The sequence below is a fragment of the Cellulophaga baltica genome (assembly GCF_900102165.1).
Taxonomy (GTDB): domain Bacteria; phylum Bacteroidota; class Bacteroidia; order Flavobacteriales; family Flavobacteriaceae; genus Cellulophaga; species Cellulophaga baltica.
Map to the genome: position 1 here is coordinate 81,024 of NZ_FNBD01000013.1, position 24,765 is coordinate 105,788.

General features: G+C 35.0%; 19 protein-coding genes, 5 tRNA genes and 1 pseudogene. 24 read left to right on the plus strand and 1 reads right to left on the minus strand.

Annotation, left to right across the window (positions count from 1 at the left end; translation table 11 throughout):
* Positions 1-16 precede the first annotated feature (16 nt).
* From BLQ19_RS17970 to BLQ19_RS18080, 23 genes are all read left to right on the plus strand, one after another.
* On the plus strand, positions 17-1,297 hold the full coding sequence (locus BLQ19_RS17970) for a DUF2851 family protein (protein WP_074539258.1): 1,281 nt from the start codon (positions 17-19) through the stop codon (positions 1,295-1,297).
* A gap of 9 nt (positions 1,298-1,306) precedes the next feature.
* Positions 1,307-1,534: a PspC family transcriptional regulator gene (locus BLQ19_RS17975; RefSeq protein WP_025615752.1), complete on the plus strand. Its 228-nt coding sequence runs from the start codon at positions 1,307-1,309 to the stop codon at positions 1,532-1,534.
* Between the two features lie 3 nt (positions 1,535-1,537).
* The gene (locus BLQ19_RS17980; RefSeq protein ID WP_024481568.1) at positions 1,538-2,545 is read left to right on the plus strand and encodes a potassium channel family protein; all 1,008 of its coding nucleotides are present in this window, start codon (positions 1,538-1,540) and stop codon (positions 2,543-2,545) included.
* Between the two features lie 88 nt (positions 2,546-2,633).
* Positions 2,634-4,343, plus strand: a complete 1,710-nt coding sequence (locus BLQ19_RS17985; RefSeq protein WP_029446961.1) for an alanine/glycine:cation symporter family protein — start codon at positions 2,634-2,636, stop codon at positions 4,341-4,343.
* A gap of 11 nt (positions 4,344-4,354) precedes the next feature.
* Entirely contained in the window at positions 4,355-5,230 is an 876-nt protein-coding gene (locus BLQ19_RS17990; protein ID WP_074539259.1) for a ComEA family DNA-binding protein, read from the plus strand.
* 92 nt (positions 5,231-5,322) lie between these two features.
* Positions 5,323-6,495: an acyl-CoA dehydrogenase family protein gene (locus tag BLQ19_RS17995; protein ID WP_024481565.1), complete on the plus strand. Its 1,173-nt coding sequence runs from the start codon at positions 5,323-5,325 to the stop codon at positions 6,493-6,495.
* 131 nt (positions 6,496-6,626) lie between these two features.
* Positions 6,627-6,821, plus strand: coding sequence for a 30S ribosomal protein S21 (rpsU, locus tag BLQ19_RS18000; RefSeq protein WP_013551133.1), 195 nt, complete (start codon positions 6,627-6,629; stop codon positions 6,819-6,821).
* A 106-nt stretch (positions 6,822-6,927) separates the two neighbouring features.
* Positions 6,928-7,818, plus strand: a complete 891-nt coding sequence (locus tag BLQ19_RS18005) for a tyrosine-type recombinase/integrase (protein ID WP_024481564.1) — start codon at positions 6,928-6,930, stop codon at positions 7,816-7,818.
* Between the two features lie 450 nt (positions 7,819-8,268).
* Positions 8,269-8,342, plus strand: a tRNA-Thr gene (locus BLQ19_RS18010).
* A 25-nt stretch (positions 8,343-8,367) separates the two neighbouring features.
* Positions 8,368-8,449, plus strand: a tRNA-Tyr gene (locus tag BLQ19_RS18015).
* 103 nt (positions 8,450-8,552) lie between these two features.
* Positions 8,553-8,625: transfer RNA gene (locus BLQ19_RS18020), tRNA-Gly, on the plus strand.
* An 81-nt stretch (positions 8,626-8,706) separates the two neighbouring features.
* Positions 8,707-8,778, plus strand: a tRNA-Thr gene (locus BLQ19_RS18025).
* 54 nt (positions 8,779-8,832) lie between these two features.
* Positions 8,833-10,020, plus strand: a complete 1,188-nt coding sequence (gene tuf / locus BLQ19_RS18030) for an elongation factor Tu (protein ID WP_024481563.1) — start codon at positions 8,833-8,835, stop codon at positions 10,018-10,020.
* A gap of 80 nt (positions 10,021-10,100) precedes the next feature.
* Positions 10,101-10,173 (plus strand) — tRNA-Trp (locus tag BLQ19_RS18035).
* Positions 10,174-10,245: 72 nt separating this feature from the next.
* Positions 10,246-10,434, plus strand: coding sequence for a preprotein translocase subunit SecE (gene secE / locus BLQ19_RS18040; RefSeq protein ID WP_024481562.1), 189 nt, complete (start codon positions 10,246-10,248; stop codon positions 10,432-10,434).
* 10 nt (positions 10,435-10,444) lie between these two features.
* Complete coding sequence (nusG, locus tag BLQ19_RS18045) at positions 10,445-10,996, plus strand: transcription termination/antitermination protein NusG (protein WP_024481561.1); 552 nt, start codon at positions 10,445-10,447, stop codon at positions 10,994-10,996.
* Between the two features lie 65 nt (positions 10,997-11,061).
* Positions 11,062-11,499, plus strand: coding sequence for a 50S ribosomal protein L11 (gene rplK, locus BLQ19_RS18050; protein WP_024481560.1), 438 nt, complete (start codon positions 11,062-11,064; stop codon positions 11,497-11,499).
* Between the two features lie 18 nt (positions 11,500-11,517).
* Complete coding sequence (gene rplA / locus BLQ19_RS18055) at positions 11,518-12,207, plus strand: 50S ribosomal protein L1 (protein ID WP_024481559.1); 690 nt, start codon at positions 11,518-11,520, stop codon at positions 12,205-12,207.
* Positions 12,208-12,218: 11 nt separating this feature from the next.
* On the plus strand, positions 12,219-12,737 hold the full coding sequence (gene rplJ / locus BLQ19_RS18060; RefSeq protein ID WP_024481558.1) for a 50S ribosomal protein L10: 519 nt from the start codon (positions 12,219-12,221) through the stop codon (positions 12,735-12,737).
* 53 nt (positions 12,738-12,790) lie between these two features.
* Positions 12,791-13,165, plus strand: coding sequence for a 50S ribosomal protein L7/L12 (gene rplL, locus BLQ19_RS18065; protein WP_024481557.1), 375 nt, complete (start codon positions 12,791-12,793; stop codon positions 13,163-13,165).
* A 131-nt stretch (positions 13,166-13,296) separates the two neighbouring features.
* On the plus strand, positions 13,297-17,106 hold the full coding sequence (gene rpoB, locus BLQ19_RS18070) for a DNA-directed RNA polymerase subunit beta (RefSeq protein WP_024481556.1): 3,810 nt from the start codon (positions 13,297-13,299) through the stop codon (positions 17,104-17,106).
* A 65-nt stretch (positions 17,107-17,171) separates the two neighbouring features.
* Positions 17,172-21,470: a DNA-directed RNA polymerase subunit beta' gene (rpoC, locus tag BLQ19_RS18075; RefSeq protein WP_029446956.1), complete on the plus strand. Its 4,299-nt coding sequence runs from the start codon at positions 17,172-17,174 to the stop codon at positions 21,468-21,470.
* A gap of 16 nt (positions 21,471-21,486) precedes the next feature.
* Positions 21,487-21,792 (plus strand): DUF3467 domain-containing protein, encoded by a 306-nt coding sequence (locus BLQ19_RS18080; protein ID WP_024481554.1) that lies wholly within the window; start codon positions 21,487-21,489, stop codon positions 21,790-21,792.
* 53 nt (positions 21,793-21,845) lie between these two features.
* Here BLQ19_RS18080 and BLQ19_RS18085 read toward each other — a convergent pair whose 3' ends face one another.
* Positions 21,846-23,435 carry a peptide chain release factor 3 gene (locus BLQ19_RS18085; RefSeq protein ID WP_024481553.1) on the minus strand — a complete coding sequence of 530 codons (1,590 nt, stop codon included), beginning with the start codon at positions 23,433-23,435 and terminating at the stop codon, positions 21,846-21,848.
* A 417-nt stretch (positions 23,436-23,852) separates the two neighbouring features.
* On the opposite strand from BLQ19_RS18085, the pseudogene BLQ19_RS18090 reads away from it, so the two are divergent.
* Positions 23,853-24,765 (plus strand): annotated as a pseudogene (locus tag BLQ19_RS18090) (hypothetical protein); the annotation flags it as partial.

The window sequence follows — 24,765 nt, forward strand, 5'->3', positions numbered from 1 at the left end:
TTAATGATATGATTACATGCGCGAAGACTTTTTGCATTTTATATGGAAACATAAGAAACTTCCAATAACCAACTTGGTAAGTACAGGTGGGGAGGCTATTGAAATAGTTCAAGTAGGAACTCATAATCATCTTGCAGGTCCAGATTTTTTTAATGCCCAAATTAGAATAGGAAGTCAACTATGGGCCGGCAATGTAGAGATACATATAAAATCGTCTGATTGGTATGCACATAACCACGAACAAGATGAGAACTATGATACGGTTATTTTGCATGTAGTATGGGAAGATGATGCTACAGTTCATAGAAAAGATAATATTCCAATACCAACTTTAGCGCTTAAAACTTATTTATCTCCAAAATTGATTAAAGCTTATGAGGCGCTATTTTCAAAAAGTGGAAAACGTTTTATTAACTGTGAAAAGCAAATTTCGGGTTTAGATAGTTTTGTTTTAAAAAACTGGTTAGACAGGATGTATTTTGAGCGATTAGAAGAAAAATCGACCTTAATTCTAAGTCTTTTAAAAAAGTCTAAGAACAATTGGGAAGAAGTATTGTTTGTGCTGTTGTTAAAAAATTTCGGATTAAAAATAAATGGAGATGCCTTTTTGAGTTTGGCTCAAAGTGTAGATTTCACTTCTGTACGTAAAATAGGAGCAGATACCTTGCAATTGGAAAGTTTGTTATTTGGTCATGCAGGCTTGTTAGACGAAAACAATACAGATCTTTATTTTAGGGAATTAAAAGATGAATATCAGTATGTGAAGCGTAAATTTCAATGTGAGGACTCAAATGCAGTAAGGCCTGCATTTTTTAAATTGAGACCACCCAATTTTCCAACCATTAGATTGTCACAATTTTCAAATTTATACGCAGGGCAAAATAACTTATTTCGTCGGCTTATAGATGCCACTTCCATAGAAGAACTTTACGGTATATTCAGCGTATCGGCCAGTGAGTATTGGGATACCCATTATACGTTTGCAAAAGAATCTAAAAAAAGTAAAAAGAAACTTACTAAGAAATTTATAGATCTTTTGATTATAAATACGATATTGCCACTTAAGTTCTGTCATGCGCAATACCATGGAAAAGAGATTGAAAGTAATTTAATACCTATTATAATAGGTATCAAAAAAGAAGATAATTCGATTATAGAAACTTTTAATAATCTCAAAATCTCGGCTCATAATGCTATGGAAAGTCAGTCTTTGCTGCAATTGTATACTAATTATTGTTTGAAAAATAAATGCTTGCAATGTGCAGTAGGTAATAGTTTATTAAAAGGAAATGACTAATTTTAACAGATGAATTTCTTATATCAATTATTATACTTTTTTCAAAAACATGGTTTTGAAGTATGTAGGCGTATTGCGGAACGTTTAGGAATTCGTATTCGTGTAGTGAGAACATCTTTTATTTATTTAACCTTTGTAACCCTTGGTTTTGGTTTCGCCTTATATTTATTTGTAGCCTTTTGGTTAAAAATTAAAGATTTAATATACACCAAGAGAACGTCAGTCTTTGATCTGTAACTTATGCTTAGACTTTTTAGATCTAAAATATATTTAGCAATATTTTTAATGACAGCTGTGTTGCTGTTTGGAATACTAGGATATCGTTATATTTCAAATTATGATTGGGTAGATGCTATTTACATGACCATAATTACGGTAACCACCGTAGGGTTTTCTGAAGTACGACCATTGGATGCGCAATCTAAATTTTTTACCATATCATTAATTGTTTCGAGCGTTTTTATATTTGCCTTTGCGATTTCGGTAATAACCGAATATGTTTTAGGTAGAAATTCGCTTCAAATATTAAAAAAGAAAAAAGTGAAATCTAAAATTAATAGTCTTACAGATCATGTTATTGTTTGTGGTTACGGCAGAAATGGTACGCAAGCAGCAGAACGTTTAAAAGCTTATAAGCGCCCGTTTGTAATTATAGAAAAGGATAAAGAAATTATTGAACGTTTTGAAGAAAATATACTTTTTATTGAAGGCGATGCCAATGACGATGAAATATTGATGGAAGCGGGAATAGACCGCGCAAAGTTTTTAATTACTGCTTTGCCGGATGATGCTACCAATTTATTTGTAGTGCTATCTTCAAGACAATTAAATAAAGATCTTTTTATCATCAGTAGAGCCTCTTTATTAAATTCTCAAAAGAAATTAATGTTGGCTGGGGCTAATAAAGTGATTATGCCAGATAAAATTGGTGGGGATCATATGGCCTCTTTGGTGGTGATGCCAGATTTAATCACTTTTATGGACAAGCTTTCTGTGGAAGGTGGGCATACCACTAACTTAGAAGAGGTTTCTATAGAAGATTTTACAGATCAAATGGAATGTAATTCGCTTCGTGATCTTGATCTAAGAAGAAAAACAGGCTGTACAATTATAGGGTATATATCGCCAGAAGGCGACTATATAATTAATCCTGAAGCAGATTTGCAACTGCAGCCAAAAAGTAAGGTAATTGTATTAGGAAGGCCGGAGCAAATCAGAAAACTGAACGAAATGTTTCATATCGTTTAAAGAAATTTAAATAATATTCCTTGATTGCGTTGTTTTTTTTTAAGATATTGCTGACGACTAGACTAATTATAAAACAAATTTACATATTATGAAGTATAGACTTCTTACGCTGTTTGCATTAATGGCGCCTATTTTTACCTTTTCTCAAGAGGTAGTGGAAAAAGGATTAGATGAAAAAATTGATGAAGCATTTAAGCCTATTTCCGATTTCTTTTCTGCAGTAATTTTCTTCAATGTTTGGCAAGACCCAGATATTCCTTTTGTTTTAGTTTTATTAGTAGCAAGTGCTTTGTTTTTTACAATCTATTTTGGATTTCCTAATGTTAGGTTTTTTGGAAAAGCAATTAATACGGTAAGAGGTAAGTATGAAGATATTGAAAAGCATGGTGCAAAAGAATTATACGGTGAAGACGGTATTGCACAAGGTCAAGATTTATCTAACGTAGATATAGAAGAGCATTTAGTAGGCTTAGAAGATGATTTAGCAGTAAACGGAGATATTATAGATACCATCAGGGATGAAAGCTCAGACGGAGAAGTAAGTCACTTTCAGGCACTTGCGACCGCAGTATCCGGTACTGTAGGTAATGGTAACATTGCCGGGGTGGCATTGGCAATTGCGTTAGGTGGTCCTGGGGCTACATTTTGGATGATTGTCTGCGGTCTTTTAGGGATGTCTACAAAATTTGTAGAATGTACATTGGGAGTTCAGTATCGTGATGTCGGAGAAGATGGAACGGTTTACGGAGGTCCTATGTATTATTTGAGCAAAGGATTAAAGGAAAGAGGATTCCAAAAATTAGGTAAAGTTGCTGCGGTAATTTTTGCTATTTTCTGTATTGGAGGTTCTTTTGGTGGCGGTAACGCTGCGCAATCTAACCAAGCAACTATTGTATTAAAAGAATTATTTAACTGGCAGAGTACAGCGGCCGGTGCTATTGTTGGTTTAGGGCTTGCAATATTAGTAGGTATTATCATTATCGGAGGTATTAAGAGAATTGCGCAGGTAACGGAAAAAGTAGTTCCTTTTATGGCTATTATGTATGTAGTTGCCTGTTTGTATATCATTTTTGCTAATTTCAATTTAATTGATGATGCGGTTGCTTTAATCGTTACAGAAGCATTTAATCCAAAAGCCATTGGTGTTGGTGGGGTAATTGGTGTTTTGTTAGTCGGGTTTAAAAGAGCAGCATTCTCTAATGAAGCAGGTGCAGGTTCTGCGTCTATTGCTCACTCTGCAGTAAGAACAAAATATTCAGCAAGTGAAGGTTTAGTAGCTTTACTAGAACCTTTTATAGATACCGTGTTAATTTGTACCATGACGGCTTTAGTAATTGTTATCTTCAATTTTGGCGGATATTTTGAGTATGGTTTAGATGTAAGTACAGATGGTAGTGGTGCGGTTCAGATAGGGGCAGATGTTGTTCAAGGAGCTGGTATTACCGCTAAAGCTTTTGCGGCTTACATTCCTTACTCTAATGTTTTCTTAACAATAGCAGTAGTATTGTTTGCAGTTTCTACTATGATTTCTTGGTCTTATTACGGACTACAATCTTGGAAGTTTTTATTCGGTAGAGGTAAAGCGGCAGATTTAACCTATAAATTTTTATTCTTAACATTTGTAGTAATTGGTGCTGCTGCAAGTATGGGGTCTATTTGGGCATTCTCAGATGCAATGATTTTTGCAATGGTTTTCCCTAATATGGTAGGATTATTTTTCCTTTTCCCAGTAGTTAAAAAGCAACTTAAAAGATATCTTGATGCTATTAAGTTAAAGTATGATGCTATAGATAACTAAATAGTATTCTTATGAATTCATTTAAATCCCACTTCAAGTTCTCAAAACAAGAACGAAGTGGGATTTTCTTTTTACTTCTCATTATTGTCATACTTCAAGTGGGGTATGTGATATATTCTAGGGTAGCAAGTCGTAATTCAGCAAAACTTTTAAAGGTTGATGACGCCACGCAAGCTCAAATAGATGCACTTAAGGAAACTGCAAACCAAAAGGATCGTCTTATTATTTATCCCTTCAACCCTAATTACATTACAGATTATAAAGGATACACTTTAGGGATGTCCGTCTTAGAAATTGATCGGTTACATCAGTTTAGGGCTGCAAATAAATTTATCAATTCTGTTCAAGATTTTCAACAGGTAACCATGGTGTCAGATTCTTTATTGAATAAAATTTCACCTTATTTTAAATTTCCGGATTGGGTTAAAAAAGCTAAGGATCCAATCAAGGTAATGGTGGGTGATCTTGAAGGAAATCTTACATCAGGGGCTATAACGGTAAAAGATATCAATACAGTTACAGCGATCGAGTTACAAGAGGTGAATGGAGTGGGTGAAAAGCTTTCTGCTCGCATTGTAAAATTTAGAGATAGATTGGGAGGTTTTGTAGATGATGTACAAGTGTCAGAAGTCTATGGTTTAGAGCCTGCTGTAGTGCAAAGAATAACAAAGAAGTTTAAAGTGTTAGCTCCACCAGAAATAAGTAAGATCAATATTAATACTGCTTCGGCCTCAGAAATGGCGCAATTAGTTTATTTAAGTTATGCAGTTTCTAAGGCTATTGTTTTATATCGTGAAGAAAATAAGGGTATTCATTCTTTTGAGGAATTAAAAAATATAGAGGGTTTTCCTTCCGAAAAAATCAGTAGAATATCTTTATATTTGTAATTGTAAAAAAAAGCTATGGAAAGTACCATTATTTGCCCGTCAGATGAATGGTATTTTCATCTTAAAAATTAATTTTCAAAAAAAATATATAGATGAAAAGTATGTACTTCACAGAAGAGCATCAGTTGTTTAGGGAAAGTCTCAAAAATTTTTTAAAGAAAGAAGTTGTTCCTCATATTGAGAAATGGGAGAGTACGGGTACTATAGAACGTTTTATTTGGGCTAAGTTTGGTGAAATGGGCTATTTCGGTCTAGCTACACCAGAAAAAGATGGTGGTTTAGAATTAGATTTGTTTTATACCGTTATTCTTCTTGAAGAACTTCAAAAAATTAATTCAGGAGGCTTCGCTGCTGCAATGTGGGCACACGCTTATCTTGCCATGACACATTTAAATAAAGAAGCAGATGATCAATTAAAAAAAGAATATTTGACGCCTAGTGTGTTAGGGGAAAAAATAGGTTGCTTGTGTATTTCAGAACCCTTTGGTGGTAGTGATGTTGCGGGGATGCGAACTACGGCAGAGAAGAAAGGAGATACCTATGTTATCAACGGGTCAAAAACATTTATAACCAACGGGGTCTACTGTGATTATATGATTGTTGCGGCAAAAACTAGTCCTGAGTTAGGAAACAAAGGAATAAGTATTTTTTTAGTGGATAAAAAAGTATCAGGGATCACGGCGACAAAATTAAATAAATTAGGCTGGCGTGCATCAGACACCGGAGAGATTGCTTTTGATAATGTAACTATTCCTGCAGCAAATTTAATGGGAGAAGAAGGAAAGGGTTTTTCATATATTATGGAGCACTTTGCTTTAGAGCGTTTGGTTATGGGGATAAATGCTCATGCTAGGGCAGAATATGCATTAGATTACACGTTACAATACATGTCAGAAAGACAAGCCTTCGGTAAATCTATTAATAAATATCAGGCCTTACGTCATCGTTTTGTAGAGTTGCAGGCAGATATGGAAATGTGCCGTGAGTATAATTATTTAGTAGCTTACAGGTTAAATAAAGGAGAGTACGTGGTTAAAGAGGCTACCATTTCTAAATTAAAGTCTACTAAAATGGCAGATGTGGTCATCTATGACTGTTTACAGTTTTTAGGAGGCTATGGTTATATGGAAGATTATCCGTTGGCGAGGTTACTTCGTGATAGCCGATTAGGGCCAATTGGCGGAGGAACTTCTGAGATCTTAAAAGAAATCTTAGCCAAGATTATTATAGATAAAAAGGAATATAAGACTACGAAGGTAGAATAGTATTGTTTTTATAGTGTTGATTTTCAGTATTATAGTTTTAATTTTGTGGATTTCTCTAAGGATGGGTTGCTAGTTAGAGAATAGTTTATATATTTGCAGCCTTAATCACTAAAGAGAGGAGGTTGTAGCCCATGTTAATTATACCGATAAAAGAAGGAGAAAACATAGATAGAGCATTGAAGCGTTTCAAGCGTAAGTTCGATAGAACTGGAACAATGCGTCAATTAAGAAAGCGTCAGCAGTTTACGAAGCCATCAGTGGCACGTAGAGCGCAGATTCAGAAAGCGCATTATATTCAAGGCTTGAGAGATCAAGAAGAGATTTAATAGCTCTATGTTTATAATATAGTAAAGCCTTGCAATTTATTGCAAGGCTTTTTTTATTGCCTATTTTAAGAACATAGGTGTCTTAAACTTTTTGTAATTTTGAGATATGTCTGAAGCAGCATTTATTGCGTACCTAGCTCTTGAGAAAAAGTATTCTTTGAATACTTTAAAGGCTTATGAAAATGATCTTGCGGAATTTTCTTTGTTTTGTAAGGCGGAATGCCCTAAAGAGGTTATTGATCATGTCTCTTATGCAATTATTAGAAATTGGATTGTAGCTTTGGTTGATGCTAAAATTGCAAACCGTACCATTAATAGAAAAATTTCTTCCCTAAAGGCGTATTACAAGTTTTTGTTAAAGACCGAAACTATTGCTGTTAATCCATTGGCAAAACATAAAGCCTTGAAAACAGCTAAAAAAATCGAGATCCCGTTTTCAGAAGCGGAAATGCAGCAGGTGTTAAATGCGTTGTCATTTTCGGATGATTTTGAAGGGCTAAGGGATAAATTAATTATTGAGCTTTTGTATGCTACGGGGATAAGGCGTATAGAGTTGGTTATGATGCGGCTTTCCAATGTTGATTTGCAGCAGAAGACTATTAAAGTTTTAGGGAAAAGAAATAAAGAACGTATCATTCCTTTGATAGATTCTTTGGTAATGTTGTTTCAAGAGTATTTTAATAGCAGAAAGGCGGTAGTAATAAATGAATCTGATGATTTTGTTTTTCTATTAAAATCTGGAAGTAAGATTTATGAAACATTAGTTTATAGGATTATAAATCATTATTTCAGTTTAGTGTCAAGTAAGGTAAAGAAGAGTCCGCATATACTGCGTCATACCTTTGCAACACATTTGCTAAATAAGGGGGCGGATTTAAATTCTGTCAAAGAATTGTTAGGACATGCTAGTTTGGCTTCTACCCAGGTGTATACTCATAATAGTATTGCGGAGTTGAAAAAAGTACATTTAAGATCCCACCCAAGGAATAAGAATTAATTTTGGCATCACTTTTTTTAATTTTTGGTTGCTTATTTTTTTAGGAGGCAAAACCAATTTTTTGCAAACGGAAAAGTTTAATACGTGTATAATTGTATTAATTCTTTCTCAATGTGGATGAAATAAATTTAATTGGTGTAATAATTTTTTAATTTATTCAAATAGCTAGTTGAAAGTGTTAAAAGTGAGCTTTAGATAGAATTAAATTATATGGATTAAATTGTATCTGCCTAAAAATGAATTTATTGTAATTGGGAAGTGTGGGTCTTTGGAGGAGGTGTTTAATGTGGCTTGTGTGTTGTTGTGAGGGCTCTTGATAAGGGGGGGTGAAAAAAAATGAAAAAAAAATGAAAATTTTCTTGAAAAATATTTTGAATAACTAAAAATATATCTACATTTGCAGTCCGTTAGAAAAGCGGGCTTTTTTTAAGCCAAAAAAAGTAATAAAAAGCCGATGTAGCTCAGCTGGCTAGAGCAGCTGATTTGTAATCAGCAGGTCGTGGGTTCGAGTCCCTCTATCGGCTCTTAAGTTCTTTAAAATAATGGTTTGGGGAGATACTCAAGCGGCCAACGAGGGCAGACTGTAAATCTGCTGACTACGTCTTCGCAGGTTCGAATCCTGCTCTCCCCACTTTAAAGAATTTTTTTTAAAGGTATTAAGGGTAATTTGAAAAAATTGTTCTTAAATTTGAAATGTTGAAATATTGTTAATCTGTGAGATTAGCAAAATAATTGCGAGAGTAGCTCAGTTGGTAGAGCGTCAGCCTTCCAAGCTGAATGTCGCCGGTTCGAACCCGGTCTCTCGCTCTAATAAAACCTTGAGTTTAAAAGGTTGTTTTTTTTGGGTTTTAATCTTCTTTTTAGTATTTGGATTATGAACTCAGATAGGCCGGTGTAGCTCAGGGGTAGAGCGTTTCCTTGGTAAGGAAGAGGTCATGAGTTCAAATCTCATCATTGGCTCAAACAAGACATAAATTGTACACTAATATAAACTAAGATTAAAATTCAATAAACATGGCTAAGGCAACATTTGATCGTTCTAAACCGCACTTAAATATCGGTACTATTGGACACGTAGATCACGGTAAAACTACATTGACTGCCGCTATTACAACAGTTTTAGCAAACGCAGGATTGTCTGAAATGAGAAGTTTCGACTCAATTGATAATGCACCAGAAGAAAAAGAAAGAGGAATTACTATTAATACATCTCACGTAGAATATTCTACAGCTAACCGTCACTATGCTCACGTTGACTGTCCAGGTCACGCGGATTACGTAAAGAACATGGTAACTGGTGCTGCTCAGATGGATGGTGCTATTCTTGTTGTTGCTGCTACAGATGGTCCAATGCCACAAACACGTGAGCATATCCTTTTAGGTCGCCAGGTTGGTATTCCTAGAATGGTTGTATTCATGAATAAAGTGGATATGGTTGATGATGAGGAATTATTAGAGCTTGTTGAAATGGAAGTTAGAGAATTACTTTCTTTCTATGAGTATGATGGTGATAATGGTCCTGTTATAGCAGGTTCTGCTTTAGGAGCTTTAAATGGTGAGCAAAAATGGGTTGATACAGTTATGTCTTTAATGGATGCTGTTGATTCTTGGATTGAATTGCCAAAGAGAGATGTTGAAAAAGATTTCTTAATGCCAGTTGAAGATGTGTTTACGATTACTGGTCGTGGTACTGTTGCTACTGGTCGTATTGAAACTGGAGTAGCTAACACTGGTGATCCTGTTGAGATTATTGGTATGGGTGCTGAGAAGTTAAATTCTACAGTAACTGGAGTAGAGATGTTCCGTAAGATATTAGATAGAGGTGAAGCTGGAGATAACGTAGGTCTTTTGTTGAGAGGTATTGAAAAATCTCAAATCAAAAGAGGTATGGTAATCTGTAAGCCGGGTTCTGTTAAGCCACACGCTAAATTTAAGGCTGAGGTTTACGTTCTTAAAAAAGAAGAAGGTGGTCGTCACACACCATTCCATAATAACTACCGTCCTCAGTTCTACGTAAGAACAACTGATGTTACAGGAACAATTAATCTTCCTGAAGGTGTTGAAATGGTTATGCCAGGTGATAACCTTACTATTAATGTTGAATTATTATCTCCAATTGCCTTGAGTGTTGGTTTACGTTTCGCTATCCGTGAAGGTGGTAGAACTGTAGGTGCAGGTCAGGTAACTGAGATTACTGATTAATTCATTACAGTATAGTATATAGAAAAGTATTTTCATCAAGGGTGTCCGTTACTAACGGATACCTTTCGATGTAAATATATACGGGTGTAGCTCAGTTGGTAGAGCACTGGTCTCCAAAACCAGGTGTCGGGAGTTCGAGTCTCTCCTCCCGTGCGATTAAAGAAAGGTTATTAAGCGAGAAATTGGTTAGGACCTATAGAATTATAAAAGTAAATCTTTCGCAGCATGTTAACATATATCAAGGAATCCGTAGAAGAACTTAGAACCAATATAACATTACCTTCAAAAGCTGAGGCTTCAAATTTGATGGTAATTGTTGCTGTTTTTTCTATTTTGTTTGCTTTGGCAACTTGGGGTGTAGATAGTCTTTTTAGTGAATTGATTCAAATTTATTTTGATAAATTAATAAATTAAGAAAACACCTATGTCAGAAGTATTGGATAAGAAGTGGTATGTAGTTAGGGCTGTAAGTGGTCAGGAAAACAAGATTAAGGGTTACATCGAATCAGAGGTAGCTCGTTTGGGTTTTGGTGATTACTTAGATGAGGTTTTAGTACCTACTGAAAAGGTAATTCAAATCCGTAATGGGAAGAAAGTAAATAAAGAAAGAGTTTACTTTCCTGGGTACATTATGGTAAAAGCTAACCTAGGAGGTGAAGTTGCGCATATTATACGTTCTATAACTAATGTAATCGGTTTTTTAGGGGAAACTAAAGGAGGGGATCCTGTTCCATTGAGAAAAACTGAAGTAAATAGAATGTTAGGTAAAGTTGATGAGTTAACGGTTACAACAGATAATGTTGCTATTCCATATGTAATGGGAGAAACGGTTAAAGTTATTGATGGTCCTTTTAATGGGTTTAACGGAACTGTTGAGAAGGTTAATGAAGAGAAGCGTAAGCTAGAAGTTATGGTGAAGATTTTCGGAAGAAAAACTCCATTAGAGCTAAGTTATATGCAAGTTGAAAAAGTATAAATTTAGAACTGTTACATAAAAATTGTGTTGCTTCCAATTGACACAATTTAATTTAATTTAAGACAATGGCAAAAGAAATTAGTAAAGTAGTTAAACTACAAGTTAGGGGAGGTGCAGCGAATCCGTCGCCACCGGTTGGACCCGCTTTAGGTGCTGCCGGTGTTAACATCATGGAGTTCTGTAAGCAATTTAATGCACGTACGCAGGACAAACAAGGTAAAGTTTTACCTGTTGCTATCACCGTATACAAGGATAAGTCGTTTGACTTCGTTGTAAAGACACCGCCGGCGGCAGTTCAGCTTATGGAAGCGGCTAAGATTAAAAAAGGATCAGGTGAACCTAACCGAGTTAAAAACGGAAACGTATCTTGGGATCAAATTAAGACTATCGCTGAAGATAAGATGGTAGATCTTAATGCATTTACAGTTGAATCAGCGATGAGTATGGTTGCTGGAACTGCAAGATCTATGGGTTTAAAGGTTTCAGGAACAAGACCTTTTTAATATCTTAAAAGCAAAATAATGGCAAAATTAACAAAAAATCAAAAAGAAGCGCTTTCTAAGATTGATAAGAATAAAATTTATTCACTATCTGAAGGGTCAGCTTTAGTAAAAGAAATCACAAAGGCAAAATTTGATGCGTCTGTTGAAATCGCTGTTCGTTTAGGAGTTGATCCTAGAAAAGCTAATCAAATGGTACGTGGTGTCGTTACTTTACCTCACGGTACTGGTAAGGATGTAAAAGTTCTTGCTTTAGTAACTCCAGATAAAGAAGCGGAAGCTAAAGAAGCTGGTGCTGACTTTGTAGGTTTAGATGAGTATCTAGATAAAATCAAAGGCGGTTGGACAGATGTTGATGTTATCATCACTATGCCAAGCGTTATGGGTAAATTAGGTCCCTTAGGTAGAGTATTAGGTCCTAGAGGTTTAATGCCTAACCCTAAAACAGGAACGGTAACTATGGATGTAGCTAAGGCTGTAGCTGAAGTTAAAGCTGGTAAAATTGACTTTAAAGTTGATAAAACTGGTATCGTTCATGCTGCAATTGGAAAAGTTTCATTTTCTGCGGATAAAATCCACGAGAATGCAAAAGAACTTATTGATACTTTAAATAAGTTGAAACCAACTGCCTCTAAGGGTGTTTATATTAAGAGTATTTTCATGTCTAGTACTATGAGTCCTAGTTTGCAATTAGATACTAAATCAGTTTAATTCGTATTAAGATGACAAGAGAAGAAAAATTAAACGTAATAGAAGATTTAACTGCACAATTAGGTAATGCAAGTACAGTATACTTGGCAGATATATCTGGTTTAGACGCAGTAACAACTTCAGATTTAAGAAGAGCTTGTTTTAAAGCAAATATTAAATTAGCTGTTGTTAAAAATACATTGCTTGAGAAAGCAATGAACGCTTCTGATAAAGACTTCGGAGATCTTACCGATGTTCTTAAAGGTAGTACTTCTTTAATGTTTGCAGAAACGGGTAACGGTCCTGCAAAGTTGATAAAAGCTTTTAGAGCTAAAACTAAAGATAAGCCATTATTAAAGGGTGCTTTTGTAGAAGAAGCAGTTTATATTGGTGATGATCAATTAGAAGCTTTAGTTAATATCAAATCTAAAGAAGAAGTTATTGGTGATATCATATCATTACTTCAGTCTCCGGCTAAGAATGTTATTTCTGGTCTTAAGTCTGGTGGTGGTAAAATTGCTGGTATCCTTAAAACTTTATCAGAGAAATAACACGTACGCACTAAAAACAATTATATTTTAAAAATTTATTAAACGATAGAAAAATGGCAGATTTAAAAGATTTCGCAGAACAATTAGTTAACTTAACAGTAAAAGAAGTTAATGAATTAGCTAATATATTAAAAGATGAGTACGGTATCGAGCCTGCTGCTGCTGCTGTTGCAGTTGCTGCTGGAGGTGGTGGAGATGCTGCTGCTGCTGAAGAAAAAACTGAATTTGATGTTATCTTAAAAGCAGCTGGTGCTTCTAAGTTAGCAGTTGTTAAATTGGTTAAAGAATTAACTGGTTTAGGTTTAAAAGAAGCTAAAGATATCGTTGATAGCGCACCAAAAGCTATTAAAGAAGGTATCTCTAAAGATGAAGCTGAAGGAATTCAAAAGTCATTAGAAGAAGCTGGAGCAGAAGTTGAGCTTAAATAGTAGAAGCAACCATAATATTTTTGGTTTAGGTCTATTCACTTTCGTGTCTAGACCTAAACCTATTTATGTATGTAGCCTTGAGCTACATGCAATTATAGAATAAGTATTCATAATCAAAATTTTGTCCATTGATGATTACAAATCAGACTGAAAGAATAAATTTCGCATCCGCTAAGAACATTCCGAGCTATCCGGATTTCTTGGACATTCAGGTTAAGTCGTTTCAAGATTTTTTTCAACTAGAAACTAAATCTGACGAAAGGGGAGATGAAGGACTATATAATACATTTCAAGAGAATTTTCCTATTACAGATACTAGAAATCAGTTCGTATTAGAGTTTCTTGATTATTTTATTGATCCTCCTCGTTATTCTATACAAGAATGTATAGAGCGTGGTCTTACCCATAGCGTTCCGCTAAAAGCAAGATTAAAATTATATTGTACTGATCCGGAACATGAGGATTTCGAAACTATTGTTCAGGATGTATATTTAGGGACTATCCCTTACATGACACCAAGTGGTACCTTCGTTATAAATGGTGCTGAGCGTGTTGTTGTATCTCAATTACATAGATCGCCAGGTGTATTCTTTGGACAATCATTCCACGCAAATGGAACAAAACTATATTCTGCAAGAGTTATACCTTTTAAAGGTTCTTGGATAGAATTTGCAACTGATATCAATGGCGTTATGTACGCTTACATTGATAGAAAGAAAAAATTACCTGTTACTACACTATTTAGAGCTATTGGTTTTGAAAGTGATAAGGATATCTTAGAGATTTTTGACCTTTCTGAGGAAGTAAAAGTTTCTGTAGCAGGACTTAAAAAAGTGCTAGGTCGTAAATTAGCGGCTAGAGTATTAAATACTTGGCATGAAGATTTCGTAGATGAAGATACTGGCGAAGTAGTGTCTATTGAAAGAAATGAAATTGTATTAGATCGTGATACTATCTTAGAAAAAGAACATATTGAGCAAATTGTAGATGCTGATGTGAAAACTGTTCTTTTACACAAAGAAAGTGCCGCACAATCTGATTATGGTATTATACATAACACATTACAAAAAGATCCTACGAATTCTGAAAAAGAGGCAGTAGAACACATATACCGTCAATTACGTAATGCTGAGCCGCCAGATGAGGAAACAGCAAGAGGTATTATTGATAAATTATTCTTTTCTGATCAACGTTACAATTTAGGTGAAGTTGGTCGTTACAGAATGAACAAAAAATTAGGTTTAGATATTGGAATGGACAAGCAAGTCTTGACTAAAGAAGATATCATAACTATTATTAAGTATTTAATTGAGTTGATTAACTCAAAAGCTGAAATTGATGATATTGATCACTTATCTAACCGTCGTGTTAGAACTGTAGGTGAACAATTATCACAACAATTTGGTGTTGGTTTAGCGCGTATGGCTAGAACAATTCGTGAGCGTATGAATGTACGTGATAACGAAGTGTTTACTCCTATCGATTTAATTAACGCTAAGACCTTGTCTTCAGTAATTAATTCTTTCTTTGGTACCAACCAGTTGTCTCAATTTATGGATCAAACGAATCCATTAGCTGAGATTACGCACAAGAGAAGATTATCGGCTCTTGGACCAGGTGGTTTATCAAGAGAAAGAGCAGGTTTCGAAGTACGTGATGTTCACTATACGCACTATGGTAGACTTTGTCCTATTGAAACACCAGAAGGACCAAACATTGGTTTGATTTCTTCTTTATCTGTATTCTCTAAAGTTAACTCTATGGGCTTCTTGGAGACGCCATATAGAAAAGTTGAGAATGGTAAAGTTGATATTGAAAACTTTGGGTACTTAAGTGCAGAGGAAGAAGAAGGAATGAAGATTGCTCAAGCAAACATTCCAATGGATGCTGAAGGTAATATTACGGCAGAAAAAGTTATTGCAAGAGAAGAAGGTGATTTCCCAGTGGTAGATCCTTCAGAAATTCAATATACAGATGTTGCTCCTAATCAAATTGCCTCTATTTCTGCATCCCTTATTCCTTTCTTGGAACATGATGATGCGAACAGAGCATTGATGGGATCAAACATGATGCGTCAAGCAGTTCCTTTATTAAAACCTCAAGCGCCAATTGTTGGTACCGGATTAGAGCGTCAAGTAGCTTCTGATTCTAGAGTATTAATAAATGCTGAGGGAGACGGACTTATTCAATACGTAGATTCTCAAATCATTACTATTAAGTATGATAGGACTGAAGAAGAGCGTTTAGTAAGTTTTGAAGATGATTCTAAGACATATGAGCTTGTTAAGTTTAGAAAAACAAACCAAGGTACTAGTATTAACTTAAAACCTATCGTAAGAAAAGGTGATAAAGTTAAAAAAGGTCAAGTACTTTGTGAGGGGTATGCAACTGAAAATGGTGAGTTAGCTTTAGGTAGAAACCTAAAGGTAGCCTTTATGCCTTGGAAAGGGTATAACTTTGAGGATGCTATTGTAATTTCTGAAAAAGTAGTTCGTGAAGATATCTTTACATCTATTCACGTAGATGAGTATTCTTTAGAAGTTAGAGATACTAAATTAGGTGCAGAAGAATTAACTAATGACATACCTAACGTTTCTGAAGAGGCTACTAAAGACTTAGATGAAAATGGTATGATTAGAATTGGTGCTGAAGTAAAACCTGGCGATATTCTAATTGGTAAAATTACTCCAAAAGGAGAATCTGATCCTACTCCAGAAGAAAAATTACTTCGGGCTATTTTTGGTGATAAAGCTGGTGATGTAAAAGATGCATCTTTAAAAGCTTCTCCATCATTAAGAGGTGTTGTAATTGATAAGAAATTATTCTCTCGTTCTATAAAAGATAAGAGAAAACGTTCTGAAGACAAAGAAGCTATTTCTAAATTAGAATTAGAATACGAAGTTAAATTCCAACAATTAAAAGATATTTTAGTTGAGAAATTATTTAACCTAGTAAATGGTAAAACTTCTCAAGGGGTATTAAATGACCTTGGTGAAGAAGTACTTCCAAAAGGAAAGAAATATACCATGAAAATGCTTAATGCTGTTGATGATTTTGCTCACTTAGTGGGTGGAAGTTGGACGACAGATAAAGATAATAATAACCTAGTTACGGATTTATTACATAACTATAAGATTAAACTTAATGACCTTCAAGGTAACCTAAGAAGAGATAAGTTTACGATTTCTGTAGGTGATGAATTACCAGCAGGTATTATGAAATTAGCTAAAGTTTATGTTGCTAAAAAACGTAAATTAAAAGTTGGTGATAAAATGGCGGGTCGTCACGGAAACAAGGGTATTGTTTCTAGAATTGTACGTCATGAAGATATGCCTTTCTTAGCAGATGGTACACCAGTAGATATCGTGTTGAACCCATTAGGGGTACCTTCTCGTATGAACATTGGTCAGATTTATGAAACTGTTCTTGGATGGGCAGGTCTTAAGTTAGGGAAGAAATATGCAACACCAATTTTTGATGGAGCTAGCCTTGATCAAATCAATGAATATACAGATGAAGCTGGTATTCCAAGATTTGGACATACGTACCTTTATGATGGTGGTACTGGTCAACGTTTTGATCAACCAGCTACGGTAGGTGTTATATACATGCTGAAATTAGGTCACATGGTAGATGATAAGATGCATGCACGTTCTATAGGACCGTACTCATTAATTACACAGCAACCATTAGGTGGTAAAGCACAATTTGGTGGTCAGCGTTTTGGAGAGATGGAAGTATGGGCACTTGAAGCATATGGTGCATCTGCAACTTTACGAGAAATATTGACAGTGAAATCTGATGATGTTGTTGGTAGAGCTAAGACGTATGAAGCTATCGTAAAAGGAGAGACAATGCCAGAACCTGGTTTACCAGAATCTTTCAACGTATTAATGCATGAACTTAAGGGATTAGGTTTAGATATTAGACTGGAAGAGTAGTAAGAATAGGTTTTTGAGAGACACTATTTAGTAAAACAATTTTAATTTATCATCACCATATTGTTATGGCTAGACAAAGAGATAATAACACAATAAAAAGGTTCGATAAAATTTCAATAGGATTGGCATCACCAGAATCTATTCTGGCAGAGTCAAGAGGAGAAGTTTTAAAGCCTGAAACAATAAACTATAGAACGCACAAACCTGAGCGTGACGGTCTTTTTTGTGAGCGTATATTTGGCCCAGTTAAAGATTATGAATGTGCTTGTGGTAAGTATAAGAGAATTCGTTACCGTGGTATCGTTTGTGATCGTTGTGGGGTAGAAGTTACCGAAAAGAAAGTACGTAGAGATCGTGTAGGTCACATTAACTTAGTGGTTCCTGTGGCTCATATTTGGTACTTCCGTTCTTTACCAAATAAAATTGGATACTTATTAGGATTGCCTTCTAAGAAATTAGACATGATCATCTATTATGAGCGTTATGTTGTAATTCAAGCAGGTATTGCAAAAGGTCCTGAAGGGGAAGAAATCAATAAAATGGATTTCTTAACCGAAGAAGAGTATTTAAATATATTGGAATCAGTTCCAGTAGAAAATCAATATTTAGAAGATTCTGACCCTAACAAGTTTATCGCTAAAATGGGTGCTGAGTGTTTAATAGATATTTTAGCACGTATCGATTTAGATGTGCTTTCTTATGAGTTAAGACATAAAGCAAATACAGAAACCTCTAAACAACGTAAAACGGAGGCTTTAAAAAGACTTCAGGTTGTTGAGTCTTTAAGAGAGTCTCAAGAGAATAGAGAGAACAGACCGGAGTGGATGATTATGAAAGTAATCCCAGTTATTCCACCAGAATTACGTCCTCTTGTTCCTTTAGATGGTGGTCGTTTTGCAACGTCAGATTTAAATGACCTTTACAGAAGAGTTATTATCCGTAACAATCGTTTAAAAAGATTGGTAGAGATTAAAGCTCCAGAAGTTATTCTTAGAAATGAGAAGCGTATGCTTCAAGAATCTGTAGATTCTTTATTCGATAACACAAGAAAAGCTTCTGCCGTTAAAACAGAATCTAACAGACCTTTAAAGTCGCTTTCAGATTCATTAAAAGGTAAGCAAGGTCGTTTCCGTCAAAACTTATTGGGTAAGCGTGTAGATTATTCAGCGCGTTCAGTAATTGTTGTAGGACCAGAATTAAGACTTTTTGAATGTGGTCTTCCAAAAGATATGGCTGCAGAACTTTACAAACCTTTTGTAATCCGTAAGTTGATTGAAAGAGGTATTGTGAAAACAGTTAAGTCTGCTAAGAAAATTATAGATAAAAAAGAGCCTGTAGTTTGGGACATCTTGGAAAATGTATTGAAAGGTCACCCAGTATTATTAAACAGGGCTCCTACATTACACCGTTTAGGTATCCAAGCGTTTCAACCTAAATTAATTGAAGGTAAAGCTATCCGTTTACACCCATTAGTATGTACTGCATTTAATGCGGATTTTGATGGGGATCAAATGGCAGTTCACTTACCATTAGGCCCAGAAGCAATTTTGGAATGTCAATTATTAATGTTGGCTTCGCATAACATATTAAACCCTGCAAATGGTTCTCCAATTACGGTACCATCTCAGGATATGGTCTTGGGTCTGTATTATATGACCAAAGAGCGTAAATCTACTCCGGAAGTACCTGTTAAAGGTGAAGGATTAACTTTCTATTCTGCGGAAGAGGTAGTTATTGCTCATAACGAAGGAATGGTAGACTTAAATGCAGGTGTTAAAGTTAGAGCAAAACACTTTAACGAAGCAGGAGAGTTAGTATATCAAATTATCCCAACTACCGTAGGTAGAGTGCTATTTAATAGAATGGTGCCAGAAAAAGCGGGATATATCAATGATGTATTAAATAAAAAATCTTTAAGAGATATTATTGGTGGTATTTTAGAGGCTACAGATGTACCTACTACTGCAGATTTCTTGGATAAGATTAAAACAATGGGGTATGAGTTCGCTTTCAAAGGTGGTCTTTCATTCAGTTTAGGAGATATTATTATCCCACCTGAAAAGCATGAAATGATTGCTGATGCTAACGGACAAGTTGATGGTATTATGGCCAACTATAACATGGGTCTTATTACTAATAACGAACGTTATAACCAAGTTATTGATGTTTGGACATCAACAAATGCTCAGTTAACTGAGTTGGCTATGAAACGTATTCGTGAAGATCAACAAGGTTTCAACTCGGTGTATATGATGCTTGATTCTGGTGCGAGGGGTTCTAAAGAACAAATCCGTCAGTTAACTGGTATGCGTGGATTGATGGCGAAACCTAAGAAATCTACAGCAGGTGGTGGTGAAATTATTGAAAACCCGATTCTTTCTAACTTTAAAGAAGGTCTTTCAATTCTTGAATACTTTATTTCTACTCACGGTGCGCGTAAAGGACTTGCGGATACGGCATTAAAAACTGCAGATGCAGGGTACTTAACACGTCGTTTGGTTGATGTTTCACAAGATGTAATTATCAACACAGAAGACTGTGGTACATTAAGAGGTATTGAAGTAGAAGCTTTAAAGAAAAACGAAGAGATTGTAGAATCTTTAGGAGAGCGTATTTTAGGTAGAGTTTCTTTACATGATGTATACAATCCTTTAACGGAAGAGTTAATTCTTAGAGCTGGTCAAGAAATATTAGAAGTTGATGTAAGATTGGTTGAAGCGTCTCCAGTTGATAAAATTGAAGTACGTTCAGCATTAACATGTGAGGCATCAAAAGGTATTTGTGGTAAATGTTACGGAAGAAACCTTTCTACCAATAAAATGGTACAAAGAGGTGAGGCTGTAGGTGTAGTTGCGGCACAATCTATTGGTGAACCGGGTACACAGTTAACATTACGTACCTTCCACGTGGGTGGTATTGCGGGTAACATTTCTGAAGATAATAAGCTTTCTGCTAAATTTGGTGGTATTGCTGAAATTGAAGATTTAAGAACTGTAACGGCTAAAGATGGTGAAGGTAAAGATGCAGAGATCGTAATATCAAGAACTTCTGAAATTAAAGTAGTAGATGCTAAAACAGGTATTACTTTAAGTACAAATAACATTCCTTACGGTTCCCAATTGTTTATCAAAAACGGCGCTAAGGTTGCTAAAGATGATGTAATTTGTCAATGGGATCCATATAACGGTGTTATTGTTACAGAATTCCCTGGTAAGATTGCTTACGAGAATATTGACCAAGGGGTAACGTACCAAGTAGAAATTGATGAGCAAACTGGTTTCCAAGAGAAAGTAATTTCTGAATCTAGAAACAAGAAATTAATACCAACATTACTTATTAAAAACAATAAGGATGAAGTGTTACGTTCATACAACCTACCGGTTGGTTCACACATTATGGTAGATAACGGCGAAGATGTTACGGAAGGTAAGATCTTAGTTAAAATACCACGTAAATCTGCAAAATCTGGGGATATTACGGGTGGTCTTCCAAGAGTTACTGAGTTGTTTGAAGCTCGTAACCCTTCTAATCCAGCTGTTGTTTCGGAAATTGATGGTGTTGTTTCTTTTGGTAAAATTAAAAGAGGTAACCGTGAGATTATTATAGAGTCTAAATTAGGTGAGGTTAAAAAGTACTTAGTAAAACTTTCTAATCAGATATTAGTACAAGAGAACGATTATGTTCGTGCTGGTATGCCGCTTTCTGATGGTTCTATAACTCCAGAAGATATATTAAAAATTAAAGGCCCATCTGCTGTGCAGCAGTACTTGGTAAACGAAGTGCAAGAAGTATATCGTTTACAAGGGGTGAAGATTAATGATAAGCATTTTGAGGTAGTTGTACGTCAAATGATGCGTAAAGTTAGAATTCAGGATCCAGGAGATACTATCTTCTTAGAAAACCAATTAGCTCATAAGGATGATTTCATTACAGAAAATGATGGAATGTTTGGTAAAAAAGTGGTAGTTGAGACAGGAGATTCTGAAAACTTAAAAGCGGGTCAAATTATTACAGCACGCCAATTAAGAGATGAAAACTCTGTATTGAGAAGAAATGATAAAGCTTTAGTTGAAGCTAGAGATGCAATTGCTGCAACAGCAACGCCAATACTTCAAGGTATTACTCGTGCTTCACTTCAGACGAAATCATTTATATCAGCAGCTTCTTTCCAAGAGACGACTAAAGTATTAAATGAAGCAGCAGTAGCTGGTAAGGTTGATGATTTAGAAGGATTGAAAGAGAATGTTATTGTAGGTCATAAGATTCCTGCAGGAACAGGTATGAGAGATTATGATAGTATTATCGTAGGATCTAAAGAAGAGTATGATGAGATAATGGCTCGTAAAGAAGAATTTAAATTCTAAAAGTAATAGTCTATTTATGAGTGATCAAAACCAAAAGCAAATTAATATAGAGTTAGATGAAAAAACAGCTGAAGGAATTTATTCCAATTTAGCAATCATTAACCACTCTGTCTCAGAATTTGTAGTTGATTTTATTAGTATGATGCCGGGAGCACCTAAAGCAAAAGTGAAGAGTAGAATTGTTCTTACTCCTCAGCATGCTAAAAAGTTCCTTAAAGCATTGAATGATAATGTTAAAAGGTTTGAAAGCGCTCATGGAACTATTAAAGATTACGAGCAGCCTTCAATTCCAATTAATTTTGGACCAACTGGAGAAGCATAAAAACAAAAAATCCCGTGATGTAAATCACGGGATTTTTTTATTTAATAGTTTTTTTATTCAAATTCAGAAGTAAATTTCAGAACCACACTTGGGTATTTTTGTTGTGTCATCTGCAATGAGAATTGAGAATCGGCAAGAAATACTAATTGTCCTCTTTTATCTTTTGCTAGAAATTTCTGCTTTACACGCTTAAATTCTTTGAATTCATCATTCTTAGGATCCTTAGGTGCTAACCAACAAGCCTTATATACGGGGAAGTTCTCATAGGTACATTTGGCACCGTATTCATGTTCTAGACGGTATTGGATAACTTCATATTGAAGAGCTCCAACAGTACCAATTATTTTACGCCCATTTAATTCTAGCGTAAATAACTGTGCAACACCTTCGTCCATTAATTGATCTATTCCTTTAAATAATTGTTTTGATTTTAAAGGATCAGCATTGTTGATATATCTAAAATGTTCCGGTGAGAAACTCGGGATTCCTTTGTAGTGTAACTCTTCTCCTTCGGTAAGTGTATCGCCAATCTTAAAGTTTCCGGTATCATGAAGACCTACAATATCACCTGGGTAGGAGATATCTACAATCTCTTTTTTTTCAGCAAAGAACGCATTGGGACTAGAAAATTTTAATTTCTTGTTATGGCGTACATGAAGGTAAGGGGTGTTTCGTTCAAACGTACCTGAGACAATTTTAATAAAAGCCAATCGGTCTCTGTGCTTAGGGTCCATGTTGGCGTGAATTTTAAAGACAAAACCAGTAAATCCTTTTTCATTGGCTTTTACTAAGCGTTCTTCTGCCATTTTCGGTCTTGGAGTAGGAGCAATGTCTACAAAGCAATCTAAAAGCTCTCTAACGCCAAAATTATTCAAAGCAGATCCGAAAAATACAGGTTGTAAATTCCCTTCTAGATAAGCCTCGCGGTCAAATTCAGGATAAACACCATGAACTAATTCTAAATTCTCTCTTAAATCTGTTGCTGCTTTTGTTCCAATAGTATTCTCTAACTCTGGATTATCTATATTGTCAAAAGCAATAACATCTTCAATATTTTTCTTACTATCACCACTAAATAAATTGATGTTCTTTTCGTATATATTATAGATTCCTTTGAAATCATATCCCATACCAATAGGGAAGCTTAGAGGAGTAACCTTTAAACCTAATTTTTGCTCTACTTCATCCAATAAATCAAACGCATCTTTACCTTCTCGGTCCATTTTGTTAATGAACACAATCATGGGAATGTTACGCATTCTACATACTTCTACAAGTTTTTCTGTTTGCTCCTCCACACCTTTTGCAACATCGATAACAACAATAACGCTATCTACAGCGGTTAGGGTTCTAAATGTGTCTTCTGCAAAATCTTTGTGCCCAGGAGTATCCAGAATATTTATTTTTTTGTCCTTATATATAAAGGCTAAAACAGAAGTAGCAACAGATATACCACGTTGTCTTTCAATTTCCATGAAATCACTCGTAGCTCCTTTCTTTATTTTATTGTTTTTTACAGCGCCAGCTTCTTGAATGGCTCCACCAAATAAAAGTAATTTCTCTGTTAATGTGGTTTTTCCTGCATCTGGATGCGAAATGATACCAAATGTTCTTCTTCTTTGAATTTCCTTTTCAAAACTCATATTCAATGTTTTTGCAAAAATAGGATAAAATTCATTGACGGTTCTTTTTATAAATAATTAAAAAACTTTTGCTTTTTTTTAAGATTATTTATTTTTGTAAAATACTGATTATCAGTATTTAAAATTGTTAAAATCATCGATAAACGGTATAATTCCTACAATTGTAAGAAATTACCCGACGTCTATATTTATCGTTAATCCGTATCTAAATCAGTTCAATTTATTTAGGTTTATGCATTACATCGAGTATATTTGCCTTTTAAAGATTTAAAGGACTTAGCGGAAGTTGTGGTTTATCAATTATATTTATAAGCTATATCTTGCGTCATAATTCTAAAGACCAGAAGACCCCATCTTCTTACTAAAATTTGCTAACCTAAATGCCATGGTGATTAGTTCAACTATAAACTAACTCATATGGATATTTTTACTTTAACGAATATTTTTAGGACAGTACAGAAATTTTCCTATAAATTTTTTCTTATACTTTTAGCGTTTACTGCTTTAACTTCATTTAGTGGTTATAGTAGAGGCTTAGATTTCGCAGTTTATTTTGTGGATTCTGATGGAGATAAGATTCCTGATTCAAAAGACATTGATGATGATAATGATGGTATCCTTGATACGGTAGAGGGTTATAGCCCTTACGGCTCTAGAGATACTGATGGTGACGGTGTCCCAGATTATTTAGATGTTGATTCTGATAACGACGGAATTTTAGATAACGTAGAAGCACAAACTACTACTGGTTTTATTCCTGCAATAGGAGTAGATAAAGACATGAACGGTTTAGATGATGCTTATGAGCATTGTCCTAAACAAGGTTTAACTCCAATTGATACAGATGGTGACGGTGTACCAGATTATTTAGATATTGATTCTGATAATGATGGCATCTTAGATAATGTAGAAGCGCAGAATTCTTCAAATTATATCAAACCATGTCTTTTAGATGCAAATGGGAATGGTTTAGATGATCATTATGAAAATTATTCAGGTTCAGGTTTAACTCCAGTAGATACAGACGGCGATAAAGTTCCAGACTATAGAGATATAGATTCTGATAACGATGGTATTCTTGACAATGTAGAAGCTCAAACACCATCAAGTTATACGCCAGTATGTGGTATTGATAGTGATGGCAACGGATTGGATGATCATTATGAAAATACTCCTGGGTCAGGAGAAGGCTTAACACCAAAAAACACAGATACAGATACAAATCCTGATTTTAGAGATATCGATGCTGATAATGACGGTATTCCAGATAACGTAGAAGCGCAAACAACGGATGGTTATATAGCACCAAGCGGAAACGATTCTGATATGG

Coding starts and splice junctions, on each gene's coding strand:
- BLQ19_RS17995 (WP_024481565.1), top strand. CDS start 5,323: ATGAAAAGTATGTACTTCACAGAAGAGCATCAGTTGTTTAGGGAAAGT.
- BLQ19_RS17975 (WP_025615752.1), top strand. CDS start 1,307: ATGAATTTCTTATATCAATTATTATACTTTTTTCAAAAACATGGTTTT.
- BLQ19_RS17980 (WP_024481568.1), top strand. CDS start 1,538: ATGCTTAGACTTTTTAGATCTAAAATATATTTAGCAATATTTTTAATG.
- BLQ19_RS18005 (WP_024481564.1), top strand. CDS start 6,928: ATGTCTGAAGCAGCATTTATTGCGTACCTAGCTCTTGAGAAAAAGTAT.
- BLQ19_RS18080 (WP_024481554.1), top strand. CDS start 21,487: ATGAGTGATCAAAACCAAAAGCAAATTAATATAGAGTTAGATGAAAAA.
- rpoB (WP_024481556.1), top strand. CDS start 13,297: ATGATTACAAATCAGACTGAAAGAATAAATTTCGCATCCGCTAAGAAC.
- BLQ19_RS17970 (WP_074539258.1), top strand. CDS start 17: ATGCGCGAAGACTTTTTGCATTTTATATGGAAACATAAGAAACTTCCA.
- rplJ (WP_024481558.1), top strand. CDS start 12,219: ATGACAAGAGAAGAAAAATTAAACGTAATAGAAGATTTAACTGCACAA.
- rpoC (WP_029446956.1), top strand. CDS start 17,172: ATGGCTAGACAAAGAGATAATAACACAATAAAAAGGTTCGATAAAATT.
- rplK (WP_024481560.1), top strand. CDS start 11,062: ATGGCAAAAGAAATTAGTAAAGTAGTTAAACTACAAGTTAGGGGAGGT.
- rplL (WP_024481557.1), top strand. CDS start 12,791: ATGGCAGATTTAAAAGATTTCGCAGAACAATTAGTTAACTTAACAGTA.
- rpsU (WP_013551133.1), top strand. CDS start 6,627: ATGTTAATTATACCGATAAAAGAAGGAGAAAACATAGATAGAGCATTG.
- BLQ19_RS17990 (WP_074539259.1), top strand. CDS start 4,355: ATGAATTCATTTAAATCCCACTTCAAGTTCTCAAAACAAGAACGAAGT.
- rplA (WP_024481559.1), top strand. CDS start 11,518: ATGGCAAAATTAACAAAAAATCAAAAAGAAGCGCTTTCTAAGATTGAT.
- secE (WP_024481562.1), top strand. CDS start 10,246: ATGTTAACATATATCAAGGAATCCGTAGAAGAACTTAGAACCAATATA.
- tuf (WP_024481563.1), top strand. CDS start 8,833: ATGGCTAAGGCAACATTTGATCGTTCTAAACCGCACTTAAATATCGGT.
- BLQ19_RS18085 (WP_024481553.1), bottom strand. CDS start 23,435: ATGAGTTTTGAAAAGGAAATTCAAAGAAGAAGAACATTTGGTATCATT.
- BLQ19_RS17985 (WP_029446961.1), top strand. CDS start 2,634: ATGAAGTATAGACTTCTTACGCTGTTTGCATTAATGGCGCCTATTTTT.
- nusG (WP_024481561.1), top strand. CDS start 10,445: ATGTCAGAAGTATTGGATAAGAAGTGGTATGTAGTTAGGGCTGTAAGT.